This is a genomic window from Chloroflexota bacterium (genome assembly GCA_018648225.1).
In the GTDB taxonomy this organism is placed as follows: domain Bacteria; phylum Chloroflexota; class Anaerolineae; order Anaerolineales; family UBA11858; genus NIOZ-UU35.
On the sequence record JABGRQ010000039.1, the window covers coordinates 1 to 20,126 of the forward strand.

Below are 20,126 nucleotides of genomic sequence, written 5' to 3' on the forward strand. Positions count from 1 at the left end.
GCATCCAGGGCAGGCCTGTCCCTTCCCTGCTACCGGTTATCAACTGAACGAATACAAAATTTCTGAGCTTTGCTCAGATTTTGATGTGAATTTTTAAACCTGGTTTTAAGTTTTTCTCTGCGTTCTTCGCGTTCTCCGCGGTAAAAAGGTTTTTTCAGTGGAGTCACCTGTGCAAACTACGCTAGGTTTGTTTGGCTAAAAATCCCAGCACAATCGAGTTAAATTCTTCTGAGCGTTCCCAGCACGAAGCGTGACCGGCGCCGTCGATAATGTGCAACTCGGCATGGGCAATCTCGCGCTGGAGAATTCGAGCGTATGCCACGCCCTTGAGCAAATCGACCTCACCAACGATGATACAGGTCGGTACTTGAATCTCATGCAGGCGGGCGGTGTAATTGACCTCGAAAAATGCCTCACACAGAGCAATCACAGCGGGGAAATCGAGCAGGGGATAGCGTTGTTTGGCATCCTCGAGAATGGCTGTATTGGCCGCAATCCAGGACGGGGAAAAGCTCCAGGGCACACTGGCGTTGAAGAAGCCCAATGCATCGTTGGCCTTGAGCGCATCGACCCAACTCTCGATGACCAGGCGCAACTCCGGGCCAACTTCGCTGACGGTGTCCATCAGGATCAGGCTGCGTGTTTTCTGCGGATATTTGAGTGCGAAGGCTTGGGCTACCTCGCCGCCATACGAAATGCCCGCAATATGCGCGTAGTCAATGTCGAGTTTGGTGAGCAGCATGACTAGATCATCGGCGTGTTGCGCCATACTGTAGGGCGAGGTCGGGTGATCGGATTGGCCCTGTCCGCGGCAATCGTATTGCAGCACGCGGTAGTGTTTGGAAAATGCCTTGGTTTGGAAAACCCAACTAGACGCCGCATTCATGATGATGCCATTGTTGAGTACCAGCACAGGCGCATTTTCATCGCCGTGAAGTTCGTAGTAGATGGAACAATTATTGACCGTAAGCTGGGACATACTCACCTCTGAATAATAAAATGCGCATAGCCAATTAATAGAATGTCTCTTGAGCCAACTACGCGATTACTTCAAAAGCCAAAAACGTCTCAGCCTCACGCTGGAGAAACTCGGCTTGCACCGCGCTGCCAATTTGGATCAACTCTGGTTGCGAAACATCCACCCCGGTGATTTGCGCGCTGAGTTTCAATCCGTTATCCAGTTCAACAATCCCAGAGCAGTAGGGGTTATCGCGCCCGTAACCGGCTTCGATCATGGCGGTGGGGGCGATGTGTACAACCGTAAACGCAGCCAACTTGCCACGGGTGGGCATCTCGCGCCATTCCATTTGCGCGCCAAAACACTGCGGGCACATCGGACGCGGCGGTAAAAAACTGGCATCGCAAGCAGGGCAGTGGGAAGCCATCAACTTGCCCTCGCCGAGCTGTTGCTGGTAGGTTGTTTGGGTAAATTTCTCTGTTGACATGGTGAATTATCTCCGTTCGTAGATGTGTACCACGCAGGTTTGGCCGGTACCCCCAACATTATGCGTCAACCCCAGGCGTGGATTGCCCGCTACCTGACGCTCACCGGCGACGCCGCGCAGTTGCTTCCAGATTTCAACCGCCTGTCCCGCGCCCGAAGTTCCTACCGGGTGGCCTTTGGATTTTAGCCCGCCGGAAGTATTGATTGGTCTGGAACCGGTGCGGGCAGTTGCGCCGTTTTCGGCGGCTTTATAGCCTTCACCCGGCGCAAAGAAGCCTAAATCTTCAGTGGCGATAATTTCGGCAATCGTGAAGCAGTCATGCACTTCGGCCACCTGAATGTCCTGAGGGCTTACTCCCGCCATTTCGTAGGCTTCTTGCCCCGCCAGTCGCGCCGCCTTGATAGAAGTCAGTACTTGGCGATCGTGCAGCGCCACATCGCTGGCTTGCCCGGAGCCGATAATATACAGTGGATCATCGGAGAATTGTTTGGCGATTTCATCACTCACCAGCAACAAAGCTACCGCGCCATCCGAGATGGGTGAGCAGTCAAACAGGCGCATCGGCCAGGCGATAATCGGATTGGCGCGATTGTCGTGCAAAAATTCCATCTCGTCGGCCCAGGTTGGCAACGGTCGGCCTTTGGCCTTTGCGCCAGCAATTTTGCCTTCCATCACCTGACGGATAGTGCTGCCAAATTGCGCCTTTTCGTTGAGCGCGCCGTTGGTGTGATTTTTGATGCCCACGCGCATAAAACTCTCCGGGGTTGCGCCGTATTGGTGCATGTAGGAGGTTCCCATCGCCGCATAAAAGCCTGGGAAGGTGAATCCCGCCGGAATTTCGTAGAGCATATCGCTGGCGGTTGCCAGGGTGTCGGTGACCTCGGAAGTGGGCAGATCGCTCATTTTTTCGATGCCGCCGACCAGCACAATATCATACAGCCCTGAGGCGATGGCGATAATACCTTGCCGCAGCGCAACACCGCTACTGGCGCAGGCATCTTCCACGCGGGTCGCTGGACGCGGGGCAAGTCCAACCCAGTCGGCCATAATTGGCGCGGTGTGTCCCTGATGTTCGAACAGGTCGCTGCTGTAATTGCCAATATACAGGGCTTCGATATTTTTGGGGTCAATGCCCTTATCGACCGTGCCGAGCATTTCTTGAAAGGCTTCTACAAACAAATCGCGCGTTGCAAGTCCGGGGAAAGCGCCAAACTTGCTCATCCCCGCACCGACCAGTGCCACGCCGCGACTGAGTTTTTTCTTGTTCATGTGACTAATCTCCTCAAAATGGAATTTGGTTGTCTCCCTGCAAAGCATTGGTGGCATCCGGCCGAGCCAATACTTACCGCAGAGAGCGCAGAGACCGCTGAGAGAAGCCAGAAAAAGATCGGAAACTCTGCGTACTCAGCGGTGAAATTTTGCCCGTTTATTCGTGTCCTATGAATTTTTCGCGTAGTTCGCGCTTCAAAATCTTGCCCATGCCCGAAAGCGGCAGCGCCTCCATAATCGTCACGCGCTTTGGAACTTTATAACGCGCCAGATGCGAGCGCATGTGTTCCATCAAAATCTCTTCCGAGGCATCCGCACCCGGTTTGAGCACCACACAGGCCAGACCGACTTCGCCCCATTTTTCATCGGGCAAACCAACCACGGCACACATGTGAACCGCCGGGTGTGTGTAGAGCACGTTTTCGATTTCCACGGGATAGACGTTCTCCCCGCCGGAGATGAACATATCTTTTTTGCGATCGCGGACGTAGAAGTACCATTCGTCATCATATTCGACGATATCCCCGGTGTGGAACCAGCCATCATCATCGAGCACGGCGGACGAGGCCTCGGGGTTGTTCCAATACCCGGAGAATCCCGAAGGCCCGCGCAGAATCAACTCTCCGGGTTGGTTTGGCCCCAGGGGTTGATTGTGTTCATCGACGATGCGCACATCCACGAAATAATTCGGGCGGCCAATGCTACCCGCCTTTCGAATAGCATCCTCCGGGGGTAGGGCAAACAACCCCGGGCCGAATTCCGTCATGCCAAAGCCTTGCTTGAAGCGGATACCTTTCTCGCGGGTGTATTGCTCCACCAGGGGTACAGGTAACGGCGCGCCGCCGCTGGTGCAGAATCGCAAACTGCTCATATCGGCAGAATCCCAGTTGGGCGCCTGAGTCAGCCCTTGATACATGGTCGGCACGCCCGCAAAAACGGTGACTTGCTCGCGCTCGATCAGATTCAGCACCTGTTCGGGGTCGAAGATGCGCGTCAAAATAGTGGTATTGCCAAAGACGATCTGCGAAGAGACGTAGGCAAACAGCCCCCCGGCGTGAAAGAGCGGGAAGACACACAGATAGGTGTCGTCGTGTGCCAGATCGTGGATGACGGTGTTGAGTACGTTCCAGGCGACCTGGCGATGGCTGATCTGCGCGCCTTTGGGCAGGCCGGTGGTGCCGCCAGTAAAGAGCAGGCAGGCAATATCTTCTTTGGTGACGCGGTCGTTGCTCACCGGGGTATCGGGCGCGCTTTGCAGGGTGCTCTCAAAATGCAGGCTGTTGGCGATGCCCTGGCCTTCGATGTGCAGATAGCAGGGGATACGATAGCCGGTGGCGTGGATGGCTTTTTCGATTTCGCGCACACTGTCGATGAAATCATCGGAGTAGATCAGCACTTTGGGCTGCGTATCTTCGATCAGGGCAACAATTTCGCGCCAATGCAAACGCCAGTTGAGCGCCGTGTGGATAGCCCCAAGCTTGCCGCAGGCATAGAACGAATCGAGATGTTCAATGCCATCGCGCGCCAGAATGGCTACCCGATCGCGAAAGCCAACTTTTGCGGTGGCGCTCAGCCAGTTTGCCAGCCGGTTAACGCGCCGGTTCCATTGTTTGAAGGTCAGCCGCAGTTCGGGGGCTTTGCCAGCATCAATAATCGCCAGCGTGTCCGGGGAATAAATTTCTCGTCGTCCAAGATAATCGCCGATATACATGGGAACCTCCGATTGGTGGGAAGTATGAAGTAGGAAGTGGAAAGCAACTTCTCACTTTATTTCGGTAAACTGTTAATGAGCGCATAAATCATACGCCTGAGTTCGAGAATTTGAGTTTCAATTTCCGCGCCATCTTCTTTTTCCAAATAGCCTAATTCTTGAGCAATCACAATTTGAGTGTCTACTTCGGAAAGGGAAGCTTGAGCGATGAAAAGAAAACGTCGAAAATCGGGGGTTGAATTTCGCGTTTGGCCTTCTGCGATATTCGATGGAACAGAAACGGCAGACCGTTGAATCTGACTTGTCAGGCCATATAGCTCATGCTTTGGAAAAGCACTTGCCACCAAATACACATTTTTGACAAGCTCAATTCCCTTTTGCCAGACTTTCAATTTTCGGTAATTCAGAACTTTTTCGCTCACCTATCACATCTCACTTTCTACTTCCCACTTCCTACTTCAACCTTTATCGACTTCGCCTGTAAAAACGCCTTCACCACCGGCCAGAAAATATCCGGGCGTTCCATATAGGTCATGTGGCCGCAATCCGGGATCATAATCTGGCGGCTGTTGGGCAGAATATCGACCATTTTAGTCTGCTGCCAGGGCGGGATGGCGCGGTCTTGCTCGCCGGTGAGAATCAGCGTGGGGGTTTGCACGTTGCGGTAGGCATTCGGGTTGGCATTGATATTCTCAAAATAAGGGTTCTGGGCCTCGGTCAGGCGCACCAGACAATATTTTTTGTCTTTATAGCGGTCGTAAAATTTATAGCGTCCGGCATCCATCGCAGCTCCGTAAATTTTGCGCGAGATATTTTCGCCAAAAGTTTTTTCGTACAGATATTGCGTGTAAATATCGAAGACTTCGTCTGTGGAATGGTAGAAGCGCAGCGATATATCCTGATACATCTGGAAGAGCGTCTCGCGGGTGAGCAAAATGCCGGAGAGAATCAGCGTGTGCAGGCGATCCTGGTGCAGGCGGCCCAACTCGGCCCCGATGAAGCCGCCATACGAGACTCCGATGGGGTGGATTTTATCGACCCCGGCGGCATCCATCACATCGATGAGATAGTCGGCAAATTTTGAGATGAAATAGGGTTCATCTTCCTGCGAAGATTGCCCTTGCCCAAAATAATCATAGAGCAAAATATCATATTCCGGGTGTAAGAAAGGCACGGTACGATACCACGATTTGGTGAGCATCGCCAAACCGTTGAGAAAGACGACAACTTCCTTGTCGCCGTTGCCAAAATACTCCCAGTAAATCTGGCGTGTGCCGTTTTCCACTTCGACGAATCCGCTGCGAGTAGGGGTGAGTTTGTCATTTTCAGCCATAGCTTATCCTGTCGTCCATTGCCATACCGATGCCGCCATACTGATCCCGCCGCCGCTGGCGCAGAAGAGAATCTTCTCACCGGGTTTCGGGCCGCGCCCTTGCTCGATGGCATCATCCAGCGCCATAATTACGCACGGCGAGCCGGTATAGCCCCATTTGTGCATCACCCAGTGCGTTTTTTCGATGGGCTGGCCGAGCAAATCGATCATATATTCGATGGTGCGCAAATTGAGCTGTGTAAACAAATAAAGATCGATATCATCGAAGGAGAGACCAACTTTATCGAGCGCGCCTTGCATCAACTTTGGCCAATATTCGGTGTTGAAGGTCTTGGGGAATTTTTTGACGAATTCGACGACGGGTTTTCCATGCTCGGCGATATTCTCCGCGGTGGCGGGATGGGAGGCGCCCCCACAGTAGATGCCCAAAGCGTCGTGATATTCGCCCTTGGCGAGCAGGTTGCTTGCCAGAAACCCGGGAGAGTCACCAACCCCCAGCAGGGTCGCCCCAGCCCCATCCGCAAAGAGATTGGCGGTCTTTTTATCCGACTGATTGATATAGCGGCTCATCCCGTAGCCCCCGGCCACCAGCACATAGCGGAAACTCTCCTCCGTGGCGAGATAGCGCGCCCCCTGATCGAGGGCTGTCACCCATCCGGCGCAGGCGCTATTGACATCGTAGCAGCCGGCATTTTCGGCGCCAAGTTTGTGCTGCACGACAATTGATGTGCTGGGAGAGAGATAATCGGGGGTGTCGGTGGAGACAATAATCAGGTCGATTTCTGCGGGGGAAACGCCTACTTTTTGCAGGGCTTTGCGGCTGGCCTCGACGATTAAATCCGAGGTGGTTTGCTCTGGGGACATCCAGCGGCGTTCAACGATGCCGACATTATCAAGCAGCCATTGACTGGTCGACTCGCCGAGCATCTGGTCAATTTCGGCATTGGTGACAATGCGTTCGGGCACATAGCTGCCCGTGGAGAGAATTTGTGCGTATCGAGTCATAGTAATTATTTAGACACGAGGGGTTTCGCAAACTCCTCGTGTCTAATCCAGGTTTTAGGTTCCGACAACAATGCCGCCATCCACGCGCAGGGTGACGCCAGAGATAAAGGCAGCTTCATCGGATGCCAGGAAGAGGAAGGCGTTGGCGATATCGACGGGTTCGCCCATGCGCCGCATGGGGGTTTTGGCGATCATGCCGTCGAGCACTTTTTCGGGCATTTGCTTGACCATTTCGGTGAGCGTGAAGCCCGGCGCGACGGCGTTGACGCGGATTTGATGGCGGCCTAATTCACGCGCCCAAACTTTGGTCATGCCGATCACCCCGGCTTTGGATGCCACGTAGTTGGTCTGGCCAAAGTTACCATCCAACCCGACGATGGAGGTGGTGTTGAGGATTGCCCCGCCGCCTTGCCTAATCATGTAGGGCGCTACGGCCTGGGCGCAATTGAAGACGCCCTTAAGATTGACATCAATCACCAAGTCAAAATTGACTTCGGGCATCTGGCTGATGAGTTCGCCGTCCTTGACCTTGACGAACAGGCCATCGCGCAACACGCCGGCATTGTTGATGATGACATCGATGCGGCCATACTTCTCGGCGACAGCATCCACCCATTTTTGCACATCCTGCCGGTCGGCCACATCCACTTTGTAGAAATCCGCCCCGAGTTCAGCCGCCGTTTTTCGACCGGCATCCTTTACGAGATCTGCAATGATAACTTTTGCCCCTTCTTCAGCAAAACGCTTGGCAGTCGCTTTGCCAATTCCGGCAGCCCCTCCGGTGATCAGACATACTTTGTTTTTTAGGCGCATACTTATCTCCTTAAAAGTAATCTATTTGATTGATGGGAACGTATTGTTGGATGAAATCTTCGGCTTCATCCCAACATTTAAATACAAGCTCTTCGTCGCTCTGTATATGGCGGATCGCTCCCCGATAGGTGAGGGGTTCTGCATCTGCCTCAGGTTGCTCTTGAACGAAGCGAAGAATGAATGAAACAATATTGGTTTTCGGTGCATCTTCCATAGGGTTTGCTCACAGAATGGTTCTAGGTTTTGCGATTGAGATGGTATCGTGAGTAACTTGTATTCAAGATAACAAAGCAGCGTAACGCAGTAGTTACAAATTGATAATGAAAAACCCTTTGCCAAGCAAGATCGCAAAGGGTCAACGAGGTCAGCACGATGTGATTATTCGTTACCGGTCAGACGGCGGTAGAGTTCCTCCGTTTCTGGGGCGGGGCGAACATCGAGTTCGTTGTTCAGGGTATCCAGGCAGCGTTGATAGGTGCGGGCGACCTGGCCGTGATCGCCAAGTTTATCGTAGGCTAGCATCAAATAGCGGTAGGCGCGTTCCCAGCAGTTATCGTAACTCAAAATCTGTTGGCATAACTCGATGGTTTCCTCAAGCTTATTTTCTTTGAGACTTAACTCGCAGTACTGATCGGCTGTTCGTAGATATAAAACCGATAGCTGTTCTCTCTCTGCCGCGGCCCAGGTTTCATAGCGAGCATTCGGCAAATATTCGCCCTGGTAAAGTCCAAGCGCAACTGTCATTAGCGTCATGGCCTGTTGGGGATTTTGAGATAGATTTTTTTCAGCCTGGTGGATTTTTTGCACAAATTGAGCAGCATCTAACCATAGATCAGCTTCTGGGCGCAAAGTATACGATGTGCCCTCGCGCACGATATAGGTTGATTCACTCCCCGGTTTTCTGTGGGGTTCGAGAACATTGTATAAGGTGTTGAGCGCAACCTTGAAGTTGCGTTGGGATGTTTCTGGATCCATCCCCGGCCAGAGATATTCGCATAGCTGATCGCGGTTTAGGGGATTCTGGCGGTACGTGAGCAAAATCTGGAAGAGTTGGCGCGTTTTTTCGCGCCGCCAACCGTTGTGCGGAATTTCCTGCTCTCCGCGCCAGGCTTGAAATGCCCCCAGTGTGTGTACTCTTAGTTGGTAGCCAGGATGACTTTTGATCTCGCCTAACCCCAGGGCGCTGAGTAAATTTTTGGGATATGTACCCTCCCAACCATGCTCGCGTGCCAAAATGAGCAATGGTACTGCTAATCGTTCATTGGGCAGGCCAAGCAGGGTTGGGCGCGTAAAGAGATAATCATACGTGTGTTGGCGGCAGGTTGCCAGTAAATCGGGCAGGGTTTGCGAGAGGCGTTCCATATCATTTTGACGATACCAACCCAAACATAACCATAATCGGGCGGCGTTGGTTCCAAATGGGTCGCTGCACTCGCGGAAACCGCGCACGGCCTGCCCCAACCAATCTGCGGCTTCTTCGTATAGTTCGGCGAGGGTTAGATTGGCGCCCATCGTCAACCGCGCCAGGGAGGCATTCCACTCATCCCCGGCTAGATTGGCGAGTTCAATGCCTTCTTGGGCGACCTTCCTCGCCTCGATTAAATTATCCTGATACCCATACGTCCGGCAAAGCCCCCAGTAAGCTTCCACTCGTAAACGTGGGATGGCTAAGGTTCGGCTAATTTCAATGGCTTTTTCGAATTGCTCTCTGGATTGTGCATATTCCTTGGTTTCAGAGAGCAGCATTAAAGCATGGCCTAAGCGCATATGCCCGACTGCGGTTACAAAGGGAGAATTAAACTCTTCGCCGCGCTGAATGCCCTCAAGGGCAGATCGATAAGCCTTTTGGGCATCCCCTTGCATGGCATAAATAATGGATAGCAGGAGTTGGGTTTCGCGATGGGCGCGGGGCGTATGAACAGGGTCTTGTTGCTCCGATTCAGCCAGCTTTTCTAATTGTTTTTTGGCTTCAGCGAGGCGACCGGTGCGCAAAAGAACCCGGATGCGTAATTGTGAATCGGCTGGGCCTTCTCGCACGAGCGCTTCTGCTTGCTGGTGCAATTTTTCTGCATCCTCAACTTTTCCTGCGTTGAGCTTATTCTCGGCGAGCAATTGATATAGCCGAGCCTGTGACTCGCGGTCCGCGGTACCATCGCTGATTCTCAGCGCTTGTTGCAAGAGTTCTTCGGCGCGGCTGGGGCTGACCGTATCTAAATAAACGCGTGCCTGACCGCGCAGCGATCTGCCGAGGCCATCTGTGAGGCCGCGTTCCATGCAGAGGGTTTCAGCTTGTTGATACCATCCAAGCGCCTCTTGGAAGCGGCTGTGCAAACGTGCCAGATCGCCAAGGTAGGAAAGCAAAGCAGGATGTTGGTGGAGGGTTTCTGGAGACAGATTGTCGAGATAGGCAGCCAGGGTATCGAGGCGTCCCGTGGCTAATAAACGAGCGCCAAATGAGTTGAGTAGATTTGCAGCCTGGTTCTCATCTTTGGCAAGAAATAGATGATAAATGGCTGTGTCGAAGTCAGTATGTTTTTGGCAGTAGTGCGCCGCGCGTTGATGCCAAACCTGGCGTTGCTTTACATCCGTTTGTCCGCGTAGGTAGCGATGGAAGATATGATGGAAGCGCAGACCCTCTTCGCCAAGATCGACGATAAATAGTTCTTGCCGCCGCAGGTAATCCAGAAGCGCCTCGCTATCTGAAGCATCGCGCAACGCATCGCAGGCGTTGGGGGTCATCACGCGCAGAGTTGCAGATATGCGCAAGAATTCCTGAATATCTTCGGGTTGCCGCTGCATGACTTCCTGGGTGAGTACTTCAAAAAGGCTGCCAAGCGATTTTCCGCCGCGGTTCATCACTTCATCAATAGAAGCCACCGCGCCACTGCGCAAGCTTTGCCAGGCCAGTTGCAGGGCAATCGCCCATCCTTCGGTCAGTTGTGTCAGACTATCAACTTCAGATTCTGTCAGCTGATATTCATATTGCTGTGCGAACAAGACGGAAATTTCTTCCCGATTGAATTTTAGCGTATTGTGATCGATTGAGAGTACATCGCCGCGCACCTGCCAGCGCGATAAGTTGGGGAGTTGTACCGGCAGGCGCGACGAAAGCAATACTCTCAAATCGGAGGGCGCCAGGCCGATTAGCCGATCTAGCGCATGGGCGATTTCCGGGATATCGGCTACGAGATGAATATCGTCTAATACCAGAATCGTCGGTTCGGTAAGGCTGCTGCTGAGCGCATTCAGATATTGGTGGATGATTTCTACGATCGGTAGCGGGTCCTGGATATTATCCCAGCCTTCGATGAGCGGGATGGGGAGGTTGTCGATATGTGGTAAAGCTAATTGGGTGGCATGGAGTAGATGGAGTAGAAAGACAAATAAATCGTTGTCGTCTTCGGTGATTTGATACCAGATGATTGGCCTATCGCCCTGGGCCAAAGATGTGAGAGCTGTGCTTTTCCCGTACCCGGCGCTGGCATGGAGTAATGTCAGGCGATAGTGAATAGCTTCATCCAACGCGAGTGCCACTCGCTGACGATAGAGATCGCGCACCGATGGGGTGGGAGGCGTTATCTTTGTTCGGATGACTTGAGGAATTAGCATAGAAAGGTTTATATCTGAAACTTGTGAAAGAGATAGGTGAATTATAACGGAAGATAGATTTCCAAGGAAAACCATTCAGCGAGCGAGGCCGCTTTTAGTGGTAAGATCACCTTGATACTTTTTTATCTGTGAGTATAACGATGATGAAATTACAACCACACAGCCGACTATTATTTATTGGCGATTCAATTACCGATTGCGGGCGAAGATTTCCCGTTGGCGAAGGCGCGTTTGACCAGGCGCTTGGTGACGGCTTTGTCAGCCTGGTGGATGCCGCCCTCACCGCCGTGTATCCGGACTACGCCATTCACACCATCAATATGGGCATTTCTGGCAATACGATCCGCGACCTGAAAGCGCGTTGGCAAACCGATGTGCTTGATCTGCAACCCGATTGGTTGGTCATTAAAATCGGGATTAATGATGTCTGGCAGCATCTCAGCCAGACCTTTTGGTCGGGGCAGAATATCTCGCTGGCTGAGTACGCACAAACTCTCGATCAACTTGTTCTACAGACACGTTCTCGCCTGCGCGGCCTGATCGTGATGACACCTTACTTTCTGGATCTCGACCACCAGGAACCAATGCGGGTGATGATGGATCGATTTGGGGCCGCGGCAAAAGAAGTTGCGGCGCGTCATCAGGCGTTGCTGGCAGATACCCAGGCTGCTTTTGATGTTGCACTACAATCGATGGATCCCATGCAACTGGCAATGGATCATGTGCATCCCAATCTGGTCGGTCATATGATTTTGGCGCGCGCTTTTTTGAGGGAAATCAAATTCGCATGGGAGCGCTGACCCTCCAATCGGAGTATCTACTCAGCCTCGATCTGAAAGAGGCCGAAAAAAGGGGTGTGCATGGAGTGCGAAGCACCCCATGCACACCCCTTTTTTCGGAATTCTCTCTGCGAAGGCGTTAGCCTGAGCAGTTACCAATCGGATATTTATCTTCAGGAGTAGAAAATAGCTTATGTTGATTATTCAGGCTACAGAAGCATGGCGCACCGTTCACGCCGGGGCCGCGATCGGTTTGCTGGAACTTTCAGGCGTGGCGAATGAAAAGGCATCGCCCCCGCTCAATGAGCGCAAAAGACAAATAGAAGCGCAAATCAGAGCTGATTACAGAGGATTTTCGCGACAGGATTTCTTGTCGTTGCCCGTGATAGCGGCGTATAAACAATACTATCAGGGTTTCAAGAAAACCTATCATGTGCTGCTACAAGTTGAATCGATTGCGCTTATAGGGAAAAAATTGCCCAATATATCACCGCTGGTTGATTCGAATTTTATCGCCGAGGTGGAAACTTTCGTCCTGACCGCTGGGCATGATGTGGATAAATTACAAACGCCGCTTTGGATGGATGTCTCGCACGAAGGTGATCAGATTACGCAGATGAGTGGCGAAATGAAGTCCATCCGCGCGGGCGATATGCTGATGCGCGATGCGAGCGGGGTGAGTTGTTCCATAATCTATGGGCAGGATAATCGCTCTGCGATTTCAGCCGCGACAACGCATGTCCTCTATGTAGCGTATGCCCCTTCGGGCGTTCCCGCCGACACCGTGCAAACCCAACTGGAAAAGATCGAAGAGAATATTCGTATGTTCTCTCCAAATGCAATCGTAGAACAACTGCGCTTGATTGTTGCATAGCAGAAACGAAAACGTCAACCGGACGTGCGCTATAATCAACGTGTGATGTTCACTCACTTACACACCCATTCCTATTACTCATTTCTGGATGGAATTCCTTCACCGGCGCAACTGGTGCAAGCGGCTGTTCGGCAGGGCATGCAAGCACTGGCGCTCACCGATCATCACGGTCTGACTGGCGCGATAGAATTCTATGATGCTTGCCAGCAAGCGGGTATAAAACCAATTCTGGGTATTGAGTTAGTCGTCAATCACAATTTGGGTCAGGGCAACTTGATTTTATTGGCGATGGATCAAACCGGCTGGACTAACTTGTGCCGCTTGAGCAGCATTGTTCAGTCTGCGCATCATCGTGATCCAAACAACGGCATCAACTTTGCACGATTTGCTGAAAATACCGCTGGCCTGATTTGCTTGAGTGGGGGAAAGCGTGGCCTGGGGCAGCATCTGATTGACAAAGACCAGACCGAATTCGCCCTTACTTTTTTCGGTGAACTGCAAAATATTTTCCCCCAATCCCTGTATGTCGAACTCCAATCGCAGCGCCCTGCCGATAGACGCGATCTGCACAGCTTGACGGCGATTGCAGAACATCTCAAACTGCCGGTTGTCGCCACGAATAATGTTCATTATCTTAATCCCGAGCAGGCCAGCCTTCAGCGCACGCTGACGGCAATGCGCCTGAATACTGAATTGGGAGATATTCCGCTGGATGCTCCCGCGCCCCCAGGCTCGCATTTCGCATCTCGGCAGGAGATGATCGAGCGTTTTGCTGATTATCCCGCCGCGCTTGCCAATACGCAAAAAATTGCCGCCCGCTGTAACCTGGAACTTCCTCTGGGCGTGCCTCATTACCCGGAGATCCCGCTTGCCTCTGGGGAAACTGCCGTGGATCGATTGCGGAAATTGGCTGAGAAAGGTGCCAAACAGCGTTATGGTGAGATCACTCCCGAAATTCAATCCCGGCTGGATTATGAACTAACGATTATTGGTGAAAGAGATTACGCCCCTCTATTCATCATTGTGCAAGAAATTCTGGAATTTGCTCGCCGCACAAATGTCCCCATCTCGTCGCGCGGATCCGCCGCTTCATCTCTTGTGGCGCACTGTTTGGGGATCACGTCGCCCGACCCACTGGCCTTGAATCTGTATTTCGAGCGGTTTCTCAACCCGGCGCGTTCCTCGCCACCCGATATTGATACCGATTTATGCTCACTTCGCCGGGATGCTGTCATTCGGCATGTATATGAACAATACGGCGAAGACCGGGTTGCGATGGTGGCAACGATCAACCGCTTTCGCCGCCGTTCGGCATTGCGAGAAGTTGCTAAAGTACATGGCCTCTCACCAAAGGAAATCAAAACCCTGGTTGCAGATTTGCCTACGCGGGGCTGGGGTCCACCCTCCCGGCGCAACGCTCATCCAGCGGGTGATCCCTACCAGGCACTGCAAGCGCGTTTCCCAAATCAGCGTTATAAAGCCATTTTTCAGGACGCGCAAGCTTTACTTAAATTCCCGCGGCACCTATCCGTGCATCCTGGAGGTATAGTGATCACCCCAGGGCCGATCACCGATCTGGTTCCAACGCACTTGGCGAGCAAGGGAATGCTGATTACACAGTTTAATCTGGAATCGATTGAACGGATGGGGTTGGTTAAGATCGATCTTTTAGGTACACGCGGTTTAACGGTCTTGGGGAATGTTGCCGATCGCATTCAATCCTGGCGACGGCGTGAATTTGAGAGCGGCCTGGATGTGCTGGATGCCATCCCCGAGGATGACCCTAAAACAATTGAATGGGTGCGTTCAGCGCAAACCATCGGCTGTTTTGCTATTGAAAGCCCCGGTATGCGAGCGACGCTGAAAGAAATTGATGCTCACTCTCTGGACGATATTATGGTTGCTCTGGCGCTCTACCGGCCTGGCCCGCTAACCGGCGGGCTTAAAGATGCCTTCGTTCAACGCCATTTAGGAAACGCCCGCATTGAACATATCCATCCGGCCTTGGTGCCATTATTAAAAAGTACCCATGGCGTAATCTTGTATCAGGAGCAGGTGCTGCGGATTGCCAGCGAACTGGCCGGATTGAGCCTGGCCGATGCCGATTTGCTGCGCCGGGCGATGAGTCATTTTGACCCTGGCGAACGTATGAAGACCCTCAAGCAGCGCTTTATTGCCGGAGCATTGGAGAAGAGCGCCGTTCCTTCGGCAATTGCGGGGCGAATTTGGGATATGATGGCAGCCTTTGCAGGCTATGGTTTCCCCAAAGCCCATGCGGCTTCGTATGCGCAGGTTGCCTGGCGATCCGTTTGGTGCAAAGCGCATTATCCGGCGGAATTCATGGCGGCTGTGCTGGCGGGTTGGGGAGGGTATTACCGGCAACCGGTTTACCTGAATGAAGCCCGGCGTCTGGGGCTGACTTTGCGTGGGCCACATATTCATCATTCTCAATACCAATTCACTGTAGTCTATCCCAAAGGAATGCCCATATTGTATATGGGTCTTGCCCAGGTGAGCGGTTTATCCCGGCGTACTCAACAACGCATTCTGACAGAACGCCCTTTTCGCTCGCTGGAAGATTTTTTAACGCGTGTGGATCCTCGCCTCCCGGAAGTCGAAAACCTGATTCGAATTGGCGCGTTGAGCAGCCTGGGTACGATCCCGGATTTATTGGCGAAAGTCCAGACCGGTGGCTGGCGCTACGCTCAACCACCGCTGTTCGAGCTTGGCGAGCATGGGGATGCAGAGGATTGGGATTTGCCCACGCGCATGGACGCGCAGAAAACCATCCTCGGAACCAGCGTCGATGCGCACCCCCTTGAACTGGTTTCTGCACAACTCCAAAAACTGGATACTCTGTCCACTTTGGAAGCTGCGAACAGGCTCGAAGAGCAAATTGCTGTCGCCGGGGTTCGTCAAACGTCTCATCGTTTTCACAACCTCAACGGGGAGAATTACTATATGATCGAATTACTCGATTTAGATGGGGTCTTACCTGTCCGCATGACAGTGCCTTTTTACAGCCATCATCGCAGGATGCTTTCTACGGATCAGCTGGTTGTCGTTGAGGGGCGAATGATCAAAAATCAGGAAACTGGAACCGTGATTCTGGACGCGCAAAAGTTATGGCCTTTAGCGGCCAGATAGGCGAAGCCCGTGGTAAACTTACTGCCGCTGTGTGAAATCTGGAAGACGCTATGAGAAAACAGACTCTCTATCCCCTCACATTTATACCTGTACTCAAAGACTATATCTGGGGAGGGCGCAATCTTGAAAAATGGGGGCGCGAATTGCCTTTCGAAGGTGTAATCGCCGAAAGCTGGGAGATCGCCGGGCATCAAGATGGTATCACCGTTGTCGCCAACGGTTCGTTAGCCGGAAAACCGATCACAGACCTTCTGGCTGAATTGGGCACAGATCTGATCGGGTCAAATAGCGCCTGGGCTTTAGACAATCATAAATTCCCTTTATTGGTGAAACTACTTGATGCCAATCGACCCCTCTCTGTACAGGTACACCCCGATGATGCTTATGCACAGACCTATGAGGGTGGTGAAATGGGCAAAACGGAGATGTGGGTTGTTCTCCACGCCGAACCTGGGGCTGAACTAATTCTGGGCGTAAAAAACGGAACGACCCCTGAGATTTTTCGCCGAGCTATTCAAACGGGCCAGGTAGAAAATTATCTCCACCGGTTGAGCGTGCAAGCGGGCGACCATATTTGTGTCCCCGCCGGAACATTGCACGCGATTATGGATGGCGTGCTGATTGCCGAAATCCAGCGAAACTCCAATATAACTTACCGGGTATTCGACTGGAATCGTCTGGGAGTGGATGGCAAACCGCGCCCCCTGCATGTGGATAAGGCGATGGATGTGATCAACTTTAATCAAGTGGAGCCTGGCTTACGCCCCCCAAAGTTGATTGCCACAAAGCAAGGGATACGCCGCCTTGAGCTGTGCCGCAATAAACACTTTACCATCGAGCGCATCGAAATGCAGCCCGGATCAACGTATGAGGGCGAATGCACGGGTGAAACTATGGAAATATGGGGCCTGATTGCAGGCCGCGCAACCATCAACGCAATCGAATTCCAGGCCATCCAATTTGTTTTGCTCCCTGCCGTCTTAGGTAAGTTCACTATCCAGGCTGCTTCAGAAACTACGTTTTTGCGCACTTATGTTGAGAAACCCAACTCGCACTGATCCGCTGAAAATTGAGCGTGACCGATTGCACGAAAACAGGTTTCGCTTATGGAAATTCAATCCCCGTGCCAACCTCTATAGCGTGCTCCTCACAATGATTGCTGCCTTCGGGATTTGTAAAGTCAAAATCCTGAAACGCCAGACATTTTAATTCTAATTCTACTTCCTCCAAATAGCGCATCACTGGGCTGCTTTCAGCTTCTCCGCTGGCAATATAATCGTATACCTGCCCGGTTGACAGAATACTGCGCCCATTAATTTCGGCGGCATCTTCGGTTTTGAGGTTGTTGAGTGTTAATACGGCGGTTATTTCTAGCCATTCCGCACGGGTGGTATCTTCGAAATGGTATAGGATCGTATCTCGAATTGGCGCCATAATCGTAAAGATGCGAGCAACCTCGCGCATATTGTTCTCTGTCTGATAGTCATCCGTTCGGATGAGTTGTTCCCCGCCCTGAAGTGGCGTGCCTCGTGGCATAAGTACATTCTCGTTTTCGTCGACAACCAGATTATAGCCATAAGAAATCAGGCTTGCGTCCAGTAGATGTTCCCCGCCTTCTTTGATCAAAGGTTCGCCTGTGCGGATACTTGTCAGGCCATACGACCAAAGCTGCGTCAGATCAAGCACTTCGCTGGATGCCGACGTGATTGTCGCAGTGGGTTCAGATTCAGGGGTGGGGGTTGGTTCGACTTCGATGGTGGCAGAATCGGGCTGCTGATTCTCAACGGCTGTCATCATTGGCTGTGGACTCGAACAGCCGCCAAAGATTAAAATCAATACCAGTAAATAGGGCAATTTCTTCATTGCGTATTTTCCTTCGGATATTTAGGCTGTATTTCTACTATGTGTGGCTGGGCAATTGAATGACAAACTCGCTGCCTTTACCAACGCCCTCGCTACTGACGTTAAGCTCCCCGTTGTGGGCTTCCACGATGGCGCGGCTGATTGCCAGCCCCAAACCTGTGCCGCCGGTTTCGCGGGTACGGGCAGGGTCGGCGCGGTAGAAGCGGTTAAAGATGTGGGGCAGGTGTTCTTGCGGGATGCCTTCACCGGTATCGTTGACACGCAAGAAAAAATGTTTCGGGCGTTGCTCAACCTGCACAGTGATCGTTCCGCCTTCTGGGGTGTGTTGGATAGCATTGTTTAATAAATTATGCAACACTTGGGTCAGGCGGGCCTGATCGGCGGAAATCGGAGACGATGGCTCAAGAATTTCAACATGTAACCGGATATTTTTTGCATCTGTAATCGGGCGGAAGACGGCGGCAATCTCCTGCACCCAGGGGAGAGTATCCACCTCTGAGATATTTAGCGACAACTCCCGGGCCTCGGCTTGAGCCAATTCGCGCAGATCATCCACCAGGCGCGCCAGATGTCGGGTCTGGTCGTAGAGACGGGCGATTTCGACTTTATCAAGTTCGTAAACATCATCGAGGATGGCACGCAGGTTTCCCTGGATGACGGAAATGGGAGTGCGCAGTTCGTGGGCTACATCGTTGAGCAGATTACTGCGCAAGGTTTCGGCCTGTTCGAGTTGGTTGGCCATTTCGTTAAAGGCCAGCGCTACAGTTTTGATCTCGTCGGAGCCGCGTACTTCTACGCGCCGACTGAGGTCTTTTTCGCCAATGGCTTTGGCAGCATCGGCAAGTTTATTGAGTGGCGCTGTCAGACCGCGCGTGCTGAGCACCCCGATGGTTACACCGAGGGCGGTTATCGCAGCAAAAAATTTTAAGAACTCTGGAGCGAAATCTCGCCCGGCGATTCGCACAAAGGATTCGGGGTGGTAAACAAGGCGCTCGTCAGAATCGTTATTGAAGGTATGCATCCCCCCGGGGCCGCCAGGCATCCCGAAATTACGCGTGGCGATCCCGATCATCATCGGAATCATAATCAAAAAAATGACGATTCCCACAAAGGTCAGGCTGATTCGAATCCATAGACGGTTCATTTGAAATTCTCTTCCAGCCGGTAGCCCACGCCGTACACCGTTTGGATGAAGGTAGGGGTTGCCGGATCGGGTTCAATTTTACGGCGCAAATTTTTGATATGACTATCCAGGGCGCGCCCCATACCTTCGAAGCCATAACCCAGAGCCTTGTCCATTAACTCATCGCGGGTGAAAACATAACCGGGATGTTCCATTAAAACGCGTAGCAGCTCAAATTCAGAAGGAGTAAGATCAATCAGGCCGTCGCTGCTTTTGAGTTGCCGCCTGCCGGTATCGAGGCTCAGCGCGCCAACTTGCAATAACTGGGGTGCGGTTGTGCCGCGCTCCAGAGAGCTGCGCCGCAACAGGGCGCGCACGCGGGCTACCACTTCGCGCGGATTGAATGGCTTGGTGATATAGTCATCGGCCCCAATTTCCAGCCCGACAATTTTATCGCTGTCTTCAACGCGCGCCGTGAGCATAATAATGGGCAGCCCGGAAAGATGCGCATCGCCTCGAATGATGCGCGTAATATCCCAGCCATCCCGGTCGGGAAGCATCAGGTCGAGTACTAGCAAATCTGGTTTTTCGCGGCGCAAGATGTGCAGCGCGTTTTCGCCATTCTGCGCGCTGAATACAGCGTACCCGGCTTTTTCCAGGTACGAGCGCACCAGACGTAAAATATCTTTATCGTCATCAACAACCAGAATGCGTTCCATGGGTAGCACCATTATATCCAACTCTGACTCTGTTGGTACACAGAGCCTAAACTGACTTGATATCCTTGCTAAACTCGTGTTGAGATAAATCCGATTTGGTCTCTATCCGAAAATTAGTGGGTCAGTGTACAAATCTGTCATTCTGACGAGCGAAGCGAGGAAGAATCCCTGAAGACAAGTCAATCGTCCCGATGTTCTTCGTGAGAATGACATGCATCAATTATAAAAAACAAATCTGGAGAAAATCTGGAGAAAGACTGAAGAGTGTGCAGATGTTTTGCCTAATCGCTATAATGATGCAAGGCAAGACTTTATAAAAAGTGGTAGGATGGGGAAAGTTTTCACTGCACCAAAAACTGCCTGAATAATAAGGATACCTAAAACTTTAGTTTCCGCTAACTGATTGGGTAGATAAAGGGGCAATGGGCTCAAACAT

Annotated in this window: 17 protein-coding genes; 4 read left to right on the top strand and 13 right to left on the bottom strand. The window is 52.1% G+C overall.

Annotated elements, in window-relative coordinates; genetic code table 11:
* Window positions 1-181 precede the first annotated feature (181 nt).
* The 10 genes from HN413_01830 to HN413_01875 all read right to left on the bottom strand — a co-directional run bounded on the left by HN413_01830 (window position 182) and on the right by HN413_01875 (window position 11,185).
* Entirely contained in the window at window positions 182-979 is a 798-nt protein-coding gene (locus HN413_01830) for an alpha/beta fold hydrolase (protein ID MBT3389128.1), read from the bottom strand.
* Window positions 980-1,037: 58 nt separating this feature from the next.
* Window positions 1,038-1,445, bottom strand: coding sequence for a Zn-ribbon domain-containing OB-fold protein (locus HN413_01835; protein MBT3389129.1), 408 nt, complete (start codon window positions 1,443-1,445; stop codon window positions 1,038-1,040).
* Between the two features lie 6 nt (window positions 1,446-1,451).
* Window positions 1,452-2,714 carry a hypothetical protein gene (locus tag HN413_01840; GenBank protein ID MBT3389130.1) on the bottom strand — a complete coding sequence of 421 codons (1,263 nt, stop codon included), beginning with the start codon at window positions 2,712-2,714 and terminating at the stop codon, window positions 1,452-1,454.
* A gap of 157 nt (window positions 2,715-2,871) precedes the next feature.
* Window positions 2,872-4,425 (bottom strand): long-chain fatty acid--CoA ligase, encoded by a 1,554-nt coding sequence (locus HN413_01845; protein ID MBT3389131.1) that lies wholly within the window; start codon window positions 4,423-4,425, stop codon window positions 2,872-2,874.
* Window positions 4,426-4,481: 56 nt separating this feature from the next.
* Window positions 4,482-4,817 (bottom strand): four helix bundle protein, encoded by a 336-nt coding sequence (locus tag HN413_01850; GenBank protein MBT3389132.1) that lies wholly within the window; start codon window positions 4,815-4,817, stop codon window positions 4,482-4,484.
* Between the two features lie 47 nt (window positions 4,818-4,864).
* On the bottom strand, window positions 4,865-5,758 hold the full coding sequence (locus HN413_01855) for an alpha/beta hydrolase (protein ID MBT3389133.1): 894 nt from the start codon (window positions 5,756-5,758) through the stop codon (window positions 4,865-4,867).
* A 3-nt stretch (window positions 5,759-5,761) separates the two neighbouring features.
* Entirely contained in the window at window positions 5,762-6,763 is a 1,002-nt protein-coding gene (locus HN413_01860; GenBank protein ID MBT3389134.1) for a ketoacyl-ACP synthase III, read from the bottom strand.
* Window positions 6,764-6,817: 54 nt separating this feature from the next.
* Window positions 6,818-7,576, bottom strand: a complete 759-nt coding sequence (locus HN413_01865) for a glucose 1-dehydrogenase (protein ID MBT3389135.1) — start codon at window positions 7,574-7,576, stop codon at window positions 6,818-6,820.
* A 10-nt stretch (window positions 7,577-7,586) separates the two neighbouring features.
* The gene (locus HN413_01870) at window positions 7,587-7,790 is read right to left on the bottom strand and encodes a hypothetical protein (GenBank protein ID MBT3389136.1); all 204 of its coding nucleotides are present in this window, start codon (window positions 7,788-7,790) and stop codon (window positions 7,587-7,589) included.
* A gap of 164 nt (window positions 7,791-7,954) precedes the next feature.
* The gene (locus HN413_01875; GenBank protein MBT3389137.1) at window positions 7,955-11,185 is read right to left on the bottom strand and encodes a transcriptional regulator; all 3,231 of its coding nucleotides are present in this window, start codon (window positions 11,183-11,185) and stop codon (window positions 7,955-7,957) included.
* Window positions 11,186-11,328: 143 nt separating this feature from the next.
* On the opposite strand from HN413_01875, the gene HN413_01880 reads away from it, so the two are divergent.
* From HN413_01880 to HN413_01895, 4 genes are all read left to right on the top strand, one after another.
* Entirely contained in the window at window positions 11,329-11,985 is a 657-nt protein-coding gene (locus tag HN413_01880) for an SGNH/GDSL hydrolase family protein (protein MBT3389138.1), read from the top strand.
* Between the two features lie 172 nt (window positions 11,986-12,157).
* Window positions 12,158-12,838, top strand: coding sequence for a hypothetical protein (locus HN413_01885; protein MBT3389139.1), 681 nt, complete (start codon window positions 12,158-12,160; stop codon window positions 12,836-12,838).
* Between the two features lie 45 nt (window positions 12,839-12,883).
* Window positions 12,884-15,985 (top strand): DNA polymerase III subunit alpha, encoded by a 3,102-nt coding sequence (locus tag HN413_01890; protein ID MBT3389140.1) that lies wholly within the window; start codon window positions 12,884-12,886, stop codon window positions 15,983-15,985.
* A 50-nt stretch (window positions 15,986-16,035) separates the two neighbouring features.
* Window positions 16,036-17,043, top strand: a complete 1,008-nt coding sequence (locus tag HN413_01895) for a class I mannose-6-phosphate isomerase (protein ID MBT3389141.1) — start codon at window positions 16,036-16,038, stop codon at window positions 17,041-17,043.
* Between the two features lie 46 nt (window positions 17,044-17,089).
* On the opposite strand, the gene HN413_01900 is transcribed toward HN413_01895, so the two are convergent.
* From HN413_01900 to HN413_01910, 3 genes are read right to left on the bottom strand one after another with little or no spacing between them, the layout of a single operon-like run.
* Window positions 17,090-17,848, bottom strand: a complete 759-nt coding sequence (locus HN413_01900; protein ID MBT3389142.1) for a hypothetical protein — start codon at window positions 17,846-17,848, stop codon at window positions 17,090-17,092.
* 37 nt (window positions 17,849-17,885) lie between these two features.
* Complete coding sequence (locus tag HN413_01905) at window positions 17,886-18,992, bottom strand: HAMP domain-containing protein (GenBank protein ID MBT3389143.1); 1,107 nt, start codon at window positions 18,990-18,992, stop codon at window positions 17,886-17,888.
* Window positions 18,989-19,690 carry a response regulator transcription factor gene (locus HN413_01910; GenBank protein ID MBT3389144.1) on the bottom strand — a complete coding sequence of 234 codons (702 nt, stop codon included), beginning with the start codon at window positions 19,688-19,690 and terminating at the stop codon, window positions 18,989-18,991. Before HN413_01910 ends, HN413_01905 begins: the two co-directional genes overlap by 4 nt.
* Window positions 19,691-20,126: the final 436 nt, after the last annotated feature.